Annotated in this window: 14 protein-coding genes; 3 read left to right on the top strand and 11 right to left on the bottom strand. The window is 32.1% G+C overall.

Features of this window, described 5'->3' with window-relative positions:
* Nucleotides 1–38: 38 nt before the first annotated feature.
* Nucleotides 39–650, bottom strand: coding sequence for a hypothetical protein (locus tag ACW5R3_RS01800; RefSeq protein WP_456577913.1), 612 nt, complete (start codon nt 648–650; stop codon nt 39–41).
* Between ACW5R3_RS01800 and ACW5R3_RS01795 the strand changes: the two genes are divergently transcribed.
* Genes ACW5R3_RS01795 through ACW5R3_RS01785 form a run of 3 tightly spaced genes read left to right on the top strand, consistent with a single transcriptional unit; the run spans nt 628 to nt 3,181 of the window.
* Nucleotides 628–1,716: a glycosyltransferase family 4 protein gene (locus tag ACW5R3_RS01795; protein WP_456577912.1), complete on the top strand. Its 1,089-nt coding sequence runs from the start codon at nt 628–630 to the stop codon at nt 1,714–1,716. The genes ACW5R3_RS01800 and ACW5R3_RS01795 overlap by 23 nt on opposite strands.
* Nucleotides 1,717–1,725: 9 nt before the next feature.
* A complete protein-coding gene (locus tag ACW5R3_RS01790) occupies nt 1,726–2,538 on the top strand; it encodes a glycosyltransferase family 2 protein (RefSeq protein ID WP_456577911.1) in 813 nt (270 codons plus the stop codon).
* Nucleotides 2,507–3,181, top strand: a complete 675-nt coding sequence (locus ACW5R3_RS01785; RefSeq protein ID WP_456577910.1) for an acyltransferase — start codon at nt 2,507–2,509, stop codon at nt 3,179–3,181. Before ACW5R3_RS01790 ends, ACW5R3_RS01785 begins: the two co-directional genes overlap by 32 nt.
* Before the next feature lie 32 nt (nt 3,182–3,213).
* On the opposite strand, the gene ACW5R3_RS01780 is transcribed toward ACW5R3_RS01785, so the two are convergent.
* The 10 genes from ACW5R3_RS01780 to cysC all read right to left on the bottom strand — a co-directional run bounded on the left by ACW5R3_RS01780 (nt 3,214) and on the right by cysC (nt 13,297).
* Entirely contained in the window at nt 3,214–4,047 is an 834-nt protein-coding gene (locus ACW5R3_RS01780; protein ID WP_456577909.1) for a sulfotransferase domain-containing protein, read from the bottom strand.
* On the bottom strand, nt 4,016–5,245 hold the full coding sequence (locus ACW5R3_RS01775; RefSeq protein WP_456577908.1) for an O-antigen ligase family protein: 1,230 nt from the start codon (nt 5,243–5,245) through the stop codon (nt 4,016–4,018). The genes ACW5R3_RS01780 and ACW5R3_RS01775 overlap by 32 nt, the downstream gene beginning before the upstream one ends.
* Nucleotides 5,229–6,332: a DUF1972 domain-containing protein gene (locus ACW5R3_RS01770; protein ID WP_456577907.1), complete on the bottom strand. Its 1,104-nt coding sequence runs from the start codon at nt 6,330–6,332 to the stop codon at nt 5,229–5,231. The genes ACW5R3_RS01775 and ACW5R3_RS01770 overlap by 17 nt, the downstream gene beginning before the upstream one ends.
* Entirely contained in the window at nt 6,329–7,345 is a 1,017-nt protein-coding gene (locus ACW5R3_RS01765; RefSeq protein ID WP_456577906.1) for an O-antigen ligase family protein, read from the bottom strand. Before ACW5R3_RS01765 ends, ACW5R3_RS01770 begins: the two co-directional genes overlap by 4 nt.
* 251 nt (nt 7,346–7,596) lie before the next feature.
* Nucleotides 7,597–8,466: a sulfotransferase family protein gene (locus tag ACW5R3_RS01760; RefSeq protein WP_456577905.1), complete on the bottom strand. Its 870-nt coding sequence runs from the start codon at nt 8,464–8,466 to the stop codon at nt 7,597–7,599.
* The gene (locus ACW5R3_RS01755; RefSeq protein ID WP_456577904.1) at nt 8,463–9,785 is read right to left on the bottom strand and encodes a flippase; all 1,323 of its coding nucleotides are present in this window, start codon (nt 9,783–9,785) and stop codon (nt 8,463–8,465) included. The genes ACW5R3_RS01760 and ACW5R3_RS01755 overlap by 4 nt, the downstream gene beginning before the upstream one ends.
* A 117-nt stretch (nt 9,786–9,902) precedes the next feature.
* Nucleotides 9,903–10,454: a hypothetical protein gene (locus tag ACW5R3_RS01750; RefSeq protein ID WP_456577903.1), complete on the bottom strand. Its 552-nt coding sequence runs from the start codon at nt 10,452–10,454 to the stop codon at nt 9,903–9,905.
* A gap of 16 nt (nt 10,455–10,470) precedes the next feature.
* Nucleotides 10,471–11,724, bottom strand: a complete 1,254-nt coding sequence (locus ACW5R3_RS01745; protein WP_456577902.1) for a sulfate adenylyltransferase subunit 1 — start codon at nt 11,722–11,724, stop codon at nt 10,471–10,473.
* 72 nt (nt 11,725–11,796) lie between these two features.
* On the bottom strand, nt 11,797–12,702 hold the full coding sequence (gene cysD, locus ACW5R3_RS01740) for a sulfate adenylyltransferase subunit CysD (protein WP_456577901.1): 906 nt from the start codon (nt 12,700–12,702) through the stop codon (nt 11,797–11,799).
* Entirely contained in the window at nt 12,695–13,297 is a 603-nt protein-coding gene (cysC, locus tag ACW5R3_RS01735; protein ID WP_456577900.1) for an adenylyl-sulfate kinase, read from the bottom strand. The genes cysD and cysC overlap by 8 nt, the downstream gene beginning before the upstream one ends.
* Nucleotides 13,298–13,329 lie beyond the last annotated feature (32 nt).

Here is a 13,329-nt window from a genome sequence, read left to right as displayed (position 1 = left end):
CGCTCCAATATAAAGCGCTATTTATAGGTTGTTTTATATTATCTTAATCTATTTTTTAGTCGGTTATTTAAACTGTTTCTTGAATTTAATGTAGGCTTTAACGTATTTAAATTATTGGGAACGGTTTTATATTTTTTAGCACTTTCATTAAATATGAATGCTTGATTATGAATAAAATACAAATAAAACATATCTGCATTAATAAACATCTGATTATTATTATTTTCTAAAAGCAAACTACTTATTGTGAGTTCTTGATTTGGTTTTGCTTCATTTAAAACAAATTTTAAATCTAGAGGTTCTTCATTTAAACAGAATTCAATAAAGCCGTTATCTAAAACACCTTGAACCTTTTCCTGTTTATTATTTTTAGTTTTATAAACCAGCTCTAACGATTGGCTTTTAGCTAACGATACTTCTATTCTTGCTCGAAATTTAAAATCGTCACCATTGCAGCATTCAACACAAGAAGTAACACTAATTGCTAAAAGAAATAAAACAAGATAAAGCTTAAATGGGTATTTCATGACTAAAAATAACCAAATATATAAATTAAATACACTTATTATCGGCAGTTCTAAAATTAATCTTATTAACTTAGCAATCAAATTAATTTGATTAAAATCAATGAGAATTGGAATAGATGCCAAGTGGTATTTTAATGGGCACCCTAGCGGTAAAGTTGTAGTTGAAAACATTGTTAATCAACTTATAAAAATAGATGAACCTCATGAATATTACATTTATTTAGACAAAAAGGATAAAAATTTAGTATTTCCTTTTAAGCAGAAAAATATCCATTTGATTTATGTTCCTAATAAGGTAAATGCATTTACCAATATTTTTATTCTTCCATTCTATACCCGAAAGCACCAATTAGATATTTGCCTTTACCAAAATTACGCAGCATTATTTGGTGCCAAAAAACGTGTTAATTATGTACATGATGCGCTTTTTATGGATTTTCCAGAGTATTTTTCTTTCTTCGAACGTATTTACTTCTGGCCAATGAAATACTTATCTAAGTTTTCAAATCATGTGATTACTATTTCGGAATCAGAAAGAAAACGCATGATACAGCATAAATTCTCAAAAGAAAATAACATTAGTTTTGTTCATCATGGTTTAGGTTTAACCAAGCAACTGAGTGTTGTTTCAGATAACATGGATCCCTTAGAAAAATACAACCTTCCTGATAATTACATCTTATATTTAGGACGTTTAAACATAAGAAAAAACATACAAGCCTTACTAAAAGCTTTACCTAATATTCAAGAAGACGTTTGCTTGGTTATTGTTGGAAAAGACGACCATAAAACTATTGATTGGGATGCATTAATAGCCGAATTAAACATACAAAATAGAGTAATAAAGTTAGGCTTTGTACCAGAAGAAGACATTGGTTATCTGTATAAAAAAGCAGGCGTATTTTGTTTCCCTTCGTTTGCTGAAGGTTTTGGATTACCGCCTTTAGAAGCTATGTTTTACGGTGTTCCTACCGTTGTATCAAACACCACATCACTACCTGAAGTTTGTGGAGATGCTAGTTTGTATATTAACCCAAATAACAGCAAAGACATTGCCTTACAAATAAATAAAATTTTGTCTGACACTTCCCTACAGGAAACACTAATTGCAAAAGGTAACATTAGAGCATCCGTTTTTAGTTGGGAGAAGGCTGCCAAAGAAATCTTAACTATTTTAAAAGCGATTTAATTAGTATTCATGGACTTATCAATTATTATAGTAAATTATAATGGCGAAAAATTTTTGCCAGACTGTTTAAACTCTATCGAAACAAAGTGTCAGGGCTTTTCATATGAAATTATTATCTGGGATAATGCTTCAAAAGACAACTCTATAGCGTTATTACAAAATAATTATAACCACAAAATAACCATAATTCCCTCAAAAGAAAACCTAGGTTTTGCTGGAGGTAATAATGCAGCTGCCAAACATGCCACCGGTAAACACATATTGCTTCTTAATAATGATACCATTTTATTAGCCAACCCATTACTAGCTTTAAAAACCTTAGAAGCTCCTAATTTAGGAGTTGTGGGAATGAAAATGCTTGGAGCTGAAAAAGAATATCGTTTTTCAGCAGGAAGATACCCTACACCTTTAAGACTATTAAAATTATCTCAATTGTTTGAAAAAAGAGATGACTTTAAAACTGGTAATTTTAAAACTACCAAACCTCAAATTGTAGATTGGATTGAGGGATCTTTTTTACTAACTAAAACAGAAATTTGGAGACAATTAAACGGACTTGATGAACGTTTTTTTATGTATGCCGAAGATATAGATTACTGTAAACGCGTAAATGATTTAGGCTACCAATTAGCTTACTTGCCAATTGAAGGTTATATTCACTACGGCGGCTACGGTGATAGCAGACAAGCTATGCTAAAGAAGAGCTTAAACCTATATGTAGATATCCATTTAAAAGGTGCTAAGAAAATTTTATCTAAATTAGCACTAACCATAAATTTTAAATATAAGAATGTTAAAACGTCTTTTAAAAAAGCTTCTTGAAAAAAACGGTAAAGCCTATACACCCGATGAGAATTTACCTAACGCTTTAATTCTAAGCATCCTTTCATCAAGATTTTTTATGCTTGTTAGAGGGCTTCTTTTTTTACGAAAGAAAATATTTATCGGTAAGAAAGTTCGTATTAAGAATAAGAAGAATTTTCAATTTGGTTCGAGTTGTACGCTAGAGAAATATGTCACCTTAGACTGTTTTGCAAAAAACAAAGTACAATTTGGTAACACTGTTAAAATTGGTGCCTACTCCACCATCAGTATCACGAGCCATATGTCTAAATTTGGCAAAGGATTAAGTATTGGTAATAATAGCGGGATTGGCGAATATTCATTTTTTGGGTGTTCGGGAGGTGTTAGTATTGGCAACGATGTTATTATGGGACCTTATGTAAGCTTTCATTCGGAAAATCATAATTTTTTAGACGCTTCGAAACTTATTAGAGAACAAGGTGTTACATCGGATGGAATTAAGCTGGGCAATAATATATGGGTAGGCGCAAAATGCACGTTTTTAGACGGTTGCGAAGTAGGTAATAACTCGGTAGTTGCAGCTGGAGCTGTAGTAAGAGGAAAATTCCCTGACAATGTTGTTATAGGAGGTGTACCTGCTAAAGTAATTAAAACACTTTAGCTTTTTTCAGGGTCACGATTTAAGCTTATAAGCTATGAAGCTTCGTATCCATAGCTTTTAATTTGTTGCTTAAGAGTATTGTTTAACCATTGCTTCTCTTCATCATTTAATATGCGCTTCCAATTTCCTATTTTTCCTTTATTAAACGTTGAGCTTTTAGAAGAAAAAATACGACCACAAATAGATTCTAATTCAGTTGCTTCTACTTCTATTCCAATAAATTCAATAATTCGTTTTACGGCATCTGCTTGAAGTTGCTTATCGCCACCACCGTTAGGTCCTATTAAATCTTCAAATTTTATGCATAAAACCTCTGGTTTATTAATCCATGGCTGAAATTTAGAAAGCACCTCGTTAAATGGTTCTAAAACATCTTTTTCGCCGTGAATCATTGCTTGCAACTTCTCAAATCTCGTTTTATACTGAAGGATAAATTTATGAGATTTCTGAGTTGTATCCATTTTCTCGATATAATTCAAGTGCGATAACAAAACATCTCTAGGATCTCTTACCAAATGAATTACTTTTATATCATGACTATTAGCTGCATGAAGTACAGATGCGTCATACTGCATATGAGACAGTAAAAACTGTCCCTTTTTTAACGAAGTAATTGTTGGAAGTTTAGGTGCTACGGGGTTCTGTGTTTCAACTTTCAGCGTTTTTTTTCCACAGTGTCTCATTAATGGTAATTGGAAAAACAAACTCTCTAATAAGTGAGTTCCAGATTTAGGTAATGAGTTCAAGATAACCTTAGGACCTATTTTTTTTCCTAACTTCTGAGAGGCCTGTAGGCCATGTATATAAATTTCTTTTTTCTTTAAAAGGTAATATTTATACTTCTGATATTTGTTCTTTGCTTTCATTACTATTACTTGTTAACATTAAGAAAATATACATAATTCCGAAGAACATAATTCCTCGCTGGCGCCAAATTACCGACTCTGTAAAAAACAAAGCAATAGTCACCACAATAAACGGGAACAACACATTAATTTTAAAACTCTTTTTGACCCCAATTATTAATACTAATACTAGCAAAATAAAACCTATAAAGCCATATTCGGCAAAAACCTGTATATATTGATTGTGAAAATTATACTTTTGAAATACCTCTGGTGTGTTTAGCTTTGTATGAATGCTTTGTATTTCTTTTTCCGAGGCATCTAGTCCAACACCTAACACCACTTCAACCGGTGTATTTATGATATTTTTAAAGACTCGTACCTGTAAGAGTCGTGCTTCTAACCCTGTATATACACGTCCTTTTTTAAAGGAATCTTTGGTGAAAATGTCAACATATGATGTTTCTAACTCCTTGGTAAATCGGTCTTGTACGGGTTTTACAAATAAGAGCACTCCTAAGGTGACACTTGCAATTCCCACAAGAGACACCAAGCGTATGGTCTTACTCTTAATCTTAAAAAAAGCAATTATAACACTCAATAATACTGTAATTACCAGTAGCATTTTAGAGCTTAAAAGAACTAAAAATGCAAATAAAATAGCCAATATCGGCAACATCCAAAGGCTTTTCTTACTCAAGTTTTTAAATACAAACAAAAACACTACAGAAACCATGTAGGACACATAAATAGCATTTAAATCTAATGGCGAAACTAACTCATGGTAATAAAGAAAACCCAAATATTGATATTTCTGATACTTAAATGCAGCAATAGTGAAAAGTACAACAGCTAATACACTCAAAAAAACAGCAAACACATTAAGCGTTTGTTGCAGTTTTTGCTTGGATATTTTGGGTAAAAACAACCCTACTATGGCAAAAAGAAACAGAGGAAGCTGCCTCCCAATACCGTGTAACGTTGAACGATGATCCTGTGACCACAATAATGATAAGAAAGCCATTAAAGAAAATAGCAAAAACGGATATAAAGCTTTGTTAACCTTGAAGTTTTTTGTTTTTACAATCCAAAAACCTGAATATATAACCCATATAACAAAGGCTAAACTTCCTACAAAATAGCCAAATGGCACAGCTACTAGCACCAACAAGCTAACAACCCAAAAGCCAGACTCCCAAGACTTAACTAAGTTGTTCATTACGACATTGAATTAGGAAGTCTAAGTATTGTTTATTTATAATAGACCAATTAAACTGCTCTTCTATTTTTATACTATTATTTACAACCTTATTAGCGTTAGCTTCTTTATTAACGGTTAAAATTAAATTAGCAACCTCTTCATCAGATTTAAAATAAAATGCATCTGACTCTAAAATAGCTTTATTAAACACATTATTATGAGCAGCAATTAAGGCTCTAGAACCCATAGCTTCTAATAACGATGGATTTGTTCCACCTACTGAATGCCCATGAAAATATAGCTGAGAATAACATCGTAAATGATTCAAAAAATCTAAATCGTAAATAGCACCTAAAAAGCGTATATTTTCATACTTAGAAAATTTAGCTTTTAAGTATCTACCGAAAACGGTAGACTCTATATTTCCAACAACGCAAAATGTATTTGTAGATTTGCTTTTTACAAACCCATCTAAAATCATTTCTATATTATTTTCAGGTTCCATTCGGGCAATAAGCACAAAATATTGTTCAGGAATTAAGCCGTATTCAGAAATAACAGCATGGCTAACCGGAGTAAACATATTAGCTCCGTAAGCGATATACTTCGATTTTACTTGATATTTTTCAGTAATATAATTTTGAATACCAATAGAATCTGATATTAAATAATCACTGGTTTGAATAGCCCATTTCTCTGCATACATTAAGAACTTTTGAACTTTTTTGGAATACTTGCTTCTTTTCCATTCCAAGCCGTCCATATTGGTTACTATAGTCGTTTTTTTAGGCAGAAGTTTCCCCCATATAGAACTACTAGTATATCCCAACTGTAATAGTACATCAAAATTTCTCTTACGAGCATCTTTGATACAGTTTAAATCATATATAAACTGCCCTGCTGTTCCTATTTTAGCTTCAGGATCATAACAGTGAATTATAGTCACATTTTTAAATGTACTTTCTTGATACGGGTGGTTGTGAGTATTATATACATAAACCTCATGATTTTCAGATTGTGCATACACCGCAAAAAATTCTGCAAACTGCTCAAAACCCCCATGGTGGTTTGGTATACCTCGCGTACCTAAAATCCCTATTTTCATGCAATTTTTTTATTTACAAATATACGGTCGTTATTTATTTTAAATCCAATTACTAAGCCTAATAAAACAGCTAGCACGAACCCCATATTGTATATTCCTGTTATTACTAAAGTTGAAAAGCCTAGATACATCCCTAAACCTGATAAAAGTCTATGAAATATAAGCCCTTCGCTCGTTTCAGCACTTCTATAAATATAGGTATAAAGTGTATATACCCATAAAAACAGTAAAATGATTCCGAGTATTCCCGACTTAAACAAGACATACACATATCCATTATGAATATGCGGTATGTATTGCATGTTTTCCTGCCCTAGAGGCGCTTCAAAACCTAAATCGACTAAAGAGCCTAACCCCATACCTGAAACATAAGAGAATGCTCCCCCATCATGATTCATGGTTTCAATCCCTTTCATGGCTTCATAAGCACGCCACCCATCCCAAAGTTGGGTGTGATCTGATGTATCAATTTCTGTATTAAAAATTTCAGCTGGTGCCATTTGAAGCTTATAAAAAAACGATTCAACACCACTAGCTTGACGGTCTATATCCATAAACTGAAGCGATACCATGAAAGTAACTAAAAACGTTAAAACACCTATTAAATATAAAACCTGCTTTCTATTTATCTGTGTATAACCATAAAAGGATAATAGAAATATTACAATAGCTATAAACGTGGTTCTTGATAGATATAAAGCTATAGATGTAAATACAATAATTATAAAATACCTATTGAATTTTTTAGAAAACAAATGAAGTTCTGCTTTTCTTAAATACACAATAAAAACACTAAATATAAATGCTTCAAGCTCACTTCCTTTACCTCCAACATTTCTAATAAGCGCAGTATCCCATTCGCCCTCTAAGTAAAATAATAAAGTTAAAATATGCAAAACCGATGTAAACAAACAGAAAAGCACCAAGACTTTTAAGATCAGCCTTTTGTCTGTAAACCGCTGAACCAAATAGCAACCAAAAGAAATAGCTATAATTGGTTTGGTTAAATACATGACATCCTTAATAACATTATAAATGCTAGGCCTGTAAAATACTGTACTTAATGTGGCTATTAGAAAAATACCTACCAAAGGAAATAAAATATTTAACTGTGTATTATAAACTTTGGGTGTCTTTAAAAAAAAGTAAAAACAGAATATAGATATTACTACATACTTGACTTCAACGCCAATTTTTGCATTGAAAAAATACAACAATAAAAAAAGTAGGATTGCTAGAACCCTATCTTTCGATAAATTTATTTTTAATAGTTTTTCCAAATTGATAAATTTAATCCAAGCTTTTTCTCGAGTGCTTCCACTTCCTTAGCGTAATATTTTAAATAAATTTTTTGTTTAGCATCGGCCGATAGCTTTTCTTTTTTTGATGCTTTAAGATTCATAGACTCTAATGATAACATAAGTTTTCTTTTAAAATCTTTTGAGCCTAAAAATTTACCAATTATTTTCTTTACAGGGTTATCTCCGTAAATGAATTTTTGAATAGCTAAAAACCTTGGCTTTGCCGCTGGGTTACTTATTTTATCCGTTATATAATTATAAGAAGGCAAACCTATAAAGTCAGAAATTTCTTGAACTTTCCCCTCAGTATCTTTTATAAACTCTTCAAAAAGCACAATTTTAATATTATCGGCACCAAAATATGCTTCAAAAGTTTCTAATTGATTTATATAGTAACCTCTTGACAAGTAACTATAATGCATAGCGTCTGAAACAGTTTTTATACGCTCTGATTCGGTTTCTAAAGCTGTTTCAAAGTCTAAATTTTCCAAACCGCGTCGTTCTGTCATTAAATACTGCGAATAGGCTCTCTCAACAGGGTTTCTAATTATAAAAACAATTTTTGTGATACCGAATGTATCAAATATGCGTTTAGCAGATGCTTTAAAGTATGAGTATTCCGGATCTACTTCCCCTAAAAACTTAGCAGTTTCGCGTGCTTTAAAGTTTTTTAAATAAAAGTCTTTTCCTTTCAAATAAAGACTTTCATCTGAAAAGAAGTGGGTTTCTTTTTTTTCGGGCAAACATAAATCAGGGTGCTGACTTAATATATCGTGCAGCGTGGTTGTACCCCCTTTTTGTGTACCAATACAGAAAAAATCTATCTTACTCATGCGTACTTAAATTTAAAAAAACTATAAAAACCAAACTTCCTTTTAATGTAAATAACACTCAAAGTGTTTAAAACAATATTAGATATTAAACTGGCAACAGCGGCGCCTTCAATTCCGTATTTCTTTATTAAAAAGTAGTTTAAAACAACATTCACAAGGGCGCTTATTAAACTAAAATTTCTGAACTTTTTTTGATTGTTAGTCATGTTTAATACTTGGGCAACACTGCCAGACATAGCATTAAAAAGCATCCCTATTGAGATTATGATTAACGTTTTACTACCTATAACAAACTCGGCTCCGAAAAGCGATAAAACCTGACTTCTAAATAAAATTAAAATTAACACCAATGGAAAAGCTACAAACGTAATTATTTTAGTTGCTTTTTGCACCTCGCGTTTAATTCCATCAATATTATTCTCAGAATATAATTTTGATATTTTAGGAGCTAGTACACTATTTACAGAAGCAATAATAATTAATGCTAAAGTTGCCAATTTAAAGGCCACATTATAAACCCCTAATTCGCTTTTACTCACCATGGTTCCTAACATAAACGTATCGGTCCAATTTGATATAAACAAAAAAGAAGCACTTATCATCATAGGTGTTGATAGGCTTATAATAGATTGATAGCTTATACTTTGGTTAATTTTTGATGGAATTTTAAAGTAGGATAGTAAAAGAATTATCCCAAATACACCATAAGAAATTAGAAAGCCAAGTATAATATAAAACCCAGGCAAATTACATGCATAAGCACCAATTACCGAAAGTAAAATTAATAGGTTTGGAAATAAAAAATTAAAATTCCCATACTTTGTAAACTTACCATCTACCGTTAAAAAACTAACAGTAGTTTTATGTAAAACAAACATAAAAAAGAAAATACTAATATAGAATAGGTATCCTGAAAACTTAGCGTTATGAAAAACATTTTCAGCTATATAATCTCTAAAAAAATAGACTAGTATGCTAAAAACTAAAGACGACAGAAATATTAAAACAAGTGATTTTTTAAGAAAATCTGAATGAAGGGTACTATTGGAGTAATGTGTTTTAGTTGCTCCTAATTTTACGATTGCGGTATCTATTCCTAAACCAAAAAACATAGCTCCAAAACTAATTACCATCTGTCCTAAAGACACGAATCCGTAAGTTTCAGCGCCAAATAAATTAGTGGTAAGAAATATCCATATAAAGCTTAATACTAACCCAAATATTCTTCTAATGAATACGCTCCCTGAGTTAATAAAAAGCTTATCTAAACCATAAACTTCAAGTATATTATTTACTTTATTTTTTAGCTTAGGTGTCATAAAGTAAATACATTAACTATTTTGAAACCTCTAATCATAAACAGGGTTTTCCCATTTGGCATCATAAAGATTATATTAAAAACTTCGTTTAGACTATAAACACTGAAAAATTTCTAATTAGAAAAAGTTCAGGTCAATTTTATCCTCTAAAGTTTTTCTAGAAAAGAACATAGGCTTCTGAGCGGCATCTTTTACTGCTTCAATAGAATATCCTTCTTTATTATAAACAGCGCCTTTATTTGGCTTAAAAAACTGGTTAAATAAACTATCTGGAACTTGTATTGAGTTCTCGCCGTATGCTAATGACACTTTATTTACTTTTAAAACCTGTTCTCCATTTTCACCAAACTTAACTAAAATACGAGTTGGTAAAATATCTTCAGGAAGTTGAAAGTTTACAGTTTGAATATTGGTAGAACCCACAACTTCTTTTTCTATAGACTGGTCTTTAGAAATAGTTTCAGAGTCTGGTGTTAAATAATATAAAACTATTTTATCATCATTTTGAAATTCGGCATCTAGTTCAAATGAAAAAAATGAGCTTGTTTCCTCTACAACAACTTCCTCGGTAGGGCTAACTGCTTCTACTGGGGTTACTTCCTTTTTCTCTTTACAAGAAAATACAAATAAGAAAAGTGTTGTTGTTAAAATAAAGATGTTCCTTGTCATAAATAGTTTTTTATAATTATACAATCATTCCGGCTGCAACCGTCTCGTTAGTAGCATCATCTACCAAAATTATACTTCCTGTCGTACGATTTTCCCTATAAGAATCAATCATTAAAGGCTTAGTCGTTCTAATTTTAACCTTAGAAATATCGTTCATTTTAAGCTCAGCATCATCGGTAATACGATCTAAAGTGTTTATATCATATTTATAAACAACCTCTTTAATCATTGCTGTTTGCTCGTTTGAAGTATGCTTAATAGTATACTTAGCACGAGGTTTTGCTGGTGTATTATTTAACCAACATAACATAACCTCTATATCTTGTGACGATTCTGGTTTATTATTAGATCTAACAATCATATCACCACGACTAATATCAATATCATCCTCAAGTGTTATAGAAACAGACATAGGTGCATAAGCTTCTTCAACATCTTGATCGTGAAGATTTATACTTTTAATTTTAGACGTAAACCCCGATGGCATTACTGTAATTTCATCGCCTTTTCTAAAAATACCACTTGCTACACGTCCAGCATATCCGCGATAATCAATAAACCCTTCACGTTGTGGTCTTAAAACAGTTTGTACCGGGAAACGTGCATCCACTTTATTTATATCACTACTAATATGCATTGTTTCTAAAGTGTGCAACATAGGTGCTCCCTGGAACCATGGCATATTCTCAGATTTGTTTACAACGTTATCTCCTAATAAAGCTGACATTGGTATAAATCTAACATCTTTTACTAATAGTTTAGATGCTATTTCTTCAAATTCAGCTACAATTTTATTAAAAACTGCTTCAGAAAAATCCACCAAATCCATTTTGTTTACACAAACAATTATATGTGGAATTTGTAACAACGAAGCTATAAATGCATGTCTTTTAGTTTGCTCAATAACGCCATGACGTGCATCAATTAAAATAGTTGCAACATTTGCTGTTGAAGCTCCTGTAACCATATTTCGGGTATACTGAATGTGTCCTGGAGTGTCTGCAATGATAAATTTACGCTTTGGAGTTGTAAAATATCTATAGGCAACATCAATGGTAATACCTTGCTCACGCTCATCACGTAGGCCATCTGTAAACAACGCTAAATCGACACCTTCATGTCCTTTTTTCTTACTGGTATTTGTTATAGACTCTAGTTGGTCTTCAAAAATAGACTTTGAATCGTATAATAAACGGCCAATTAAGGTGCTTTTCCCATCATCAACACTTCCTGCTGTTGTAAAACGCAATAACTGATTATTGTCTAACATGTTTGTATTTGAAATTTTAAAATGAATTTTTGCAATTAGCAATTACAAAATCCTTTTATATTATTGTTTTGTTTAAAAATATCCTTGACGCTTACGATCTTCCATTGCCGATTCAGAGCGTTTATCATCACTTCTGTTTCCACGTTCGGTGTTTCTCATACCGGCAACTTCAGCAGCAATTTTTTCTAGCGTATCTGCCTCAGATTCATCACCACCTGTAATGGTAATATCTCCTAAAGTTCTAAAACGGATTTTTTTAGTAACCACTTCTTCGTGATCTTCAAGAATTAAAAATTCTGAATTTGGTATCCAAGTACCATCACGCTTAACCACTTCGCGTTCGTGTGCAAAATACAACGAAGGAATAGCTATGTTTTCGCGTTTTATATAGTTCCAAACATCCATTTCAGTCCAGTTACTTATTGGAAATGCTCTAAAATGTTCACCTTGAAAATGCTTTCCATTAAAAATATTCCATAATTCAGGACGTTGGTTTTTTGGATCCCATTGGCCAAAATCATCACGATGTGAAAAGAAACGTTCTTTAGCACGCGCTTTTTCTTCATCACGACGTCCACCTCCAATAGCACAGTCTATTTTATTAGCTTCTATGGCATCTAATAGCGTGGTTGTTTGTAAAGCGTTTCGAGTTGCATTTTTACCTTTTTCTTCAGCTACACGACCTTCATCTATAGACTCTTGAACAGAACCCACAATAAGTTGTACGCCAAGTTCTTTAATAATATCATCTCTAAATTGAATAGTTTCAGGGAAATTATGTCCTGTATCCACGTGCATTAATGGGAACGGAATTTTAGCAGGATAAAATGCTTTTTTTGCTAAATGGGTTACTAAGATAGAATCTTTTCCGCCAGAAAATAAAATAACTGGGTTCTCAAATTGTGCCCATACTTCACGAAGTACAAAAATAGCTTCGCTCTCTAATTCGTCTAAATAATTTAAATAATACTTACTCATTGTTCACTGACAATTTAGGAGTTATATAATCCACGATACGTTGGGCTGCTGCTTCAACGGTTTCGTTTTCTGTTTTTATTTCTATATCCGGATTTTCAGGCGCTTCATAAGGCGCAGAAATACCCGTCATGTTTTTTATTTCACCAGCACGCGCTTTTTTGTAAAGGCCTTTTACATCGCGACGTTCACACTCTTCTACGCTAGTATTAACATATATTTCGACAAAGTTAACATCTTTAACGATACTTTTAATATTCTCACGGTCTTTTTTATATGGTGAAACAAAGGCCGCAAGTGTCACTAAACCAGCACCAACCATTAAATTGGCGGTTTCGGCAATTCTACGAATGTTTTCGGTTCTATCTTCAGGTGAAAAGGTTAGGTCTTTATTGATTCCTTTTCTAATATTATCACCATCTAAGGTGTACGTTTTTATACCTTGCTGATATAATTTTTGTTCAACCACATTTGCTATGGTAGACTTTCCAGAACCTGAAAGCCCTGTAAACCAAATTAAAAAAGAATTGTGTTTATTTAATTTGTGCCTATCTGTAGTTGATATTTGATAATCATGAGGAATGATATTTTCTTTCATGTGTTTTTATTTTTTTGCTTTAGGCATTCCTA

It is taken from the genome of Algorimicrobium bowmanii (assembly GCF_054031195.1).
Note: the sequence above shows the minus strand (reverse complement) of the source record. Positions and strands in the feature narration are given on the sequence as shown.

Coding starts and splice junctions, on each gene's coding strand:
- ACW5R3_RS01795 (WP_456577912.1), top strand. CDS start 628: ATGAGAATTGGAATAGATGCCAAGTGGTATTTTAATGGGCACCCTAGC.
- ACW5R3_RS01790 (WP_456577911.1), top strand. CDS start 1,726: ATGGACTTATCAATTATTATAGTAAATTATAATGGCGAAAAATTTTTG.
- ACW5R3_RS01785 (WP_456577910.1), top strand. CDS start 2,507: ATGTTAAAACGTCTTTTAAAAAAGCTTCTTGAAAAAAACGGTAAAGCC.
- ACW5R3_RS01780 (WP_456577909.1), bottom strand. CDS start 4,047: ATGAAAGCAAAGAACAAATATCAGAAGTATAAATATTACCTTTTAAAG.
- ACW5R3_RS01775 (WP_456577908.1), bottom strand. CDS start 5,245: ATGAACAACTTAGTTAAGTCTTGGGAGTCTGGCTTTTGGGTTGTTAGC.
- ACW5R3_RS01770 (WP_456577907.1), bottom strand. CDS start 6,332: ATGAAAATAGGGATTTTAGGTACGCGAGGTATACCAAACCACCATGGG.
- ACW5R3_RS01765 (WP_456577906.1), bottom strand. CDS start 7,345: ATGTATTTAACCAAACCAATTATAGCTATTTCTTTTGGTTGCTATTTG.
- ACW5R3_RS01760 (WP_456577905.1), bottom strand. CDS start 8,466: ATGAGTAAGATAGATTTTTTCTGTATTGGTACACAAAAAGGGGGTACA.
- ACW5R3_RS01755 (WP_456577904.1), bottom strand. CDS start 9,785: ATGACACCTAAGCTAAAAAATAAAGTAAATAATATACTTGAAGTTTAT.
- ACW5R3_RS01750 (WP_456577903.1), bottom strand. CDS start 10,454: ATGACAAGGAACATCTTTATTTTAACAACAACACTTTTCTTATTTGTA.
- ACW5R3_RS01745 (WP_456577902.1), bottom strand. CDS start 11,724: ATGTTAGACAATAATCAGTTATTGCGTTTTACAACAGCAGGAAGTGTT.
- cysD (WP_456577901.1), bottom strand. CDS start 12,702: ATGAGTAAGTATTATTTAAATTATTTAGACGAATTAGAGAGCGAAGCT.
- cysC (WP_456577900.1), bottom strand. CDS start 13,297: ATGAAAGAAAATATCATTCCTCATGATTATCAAATATCAACTACAGAT.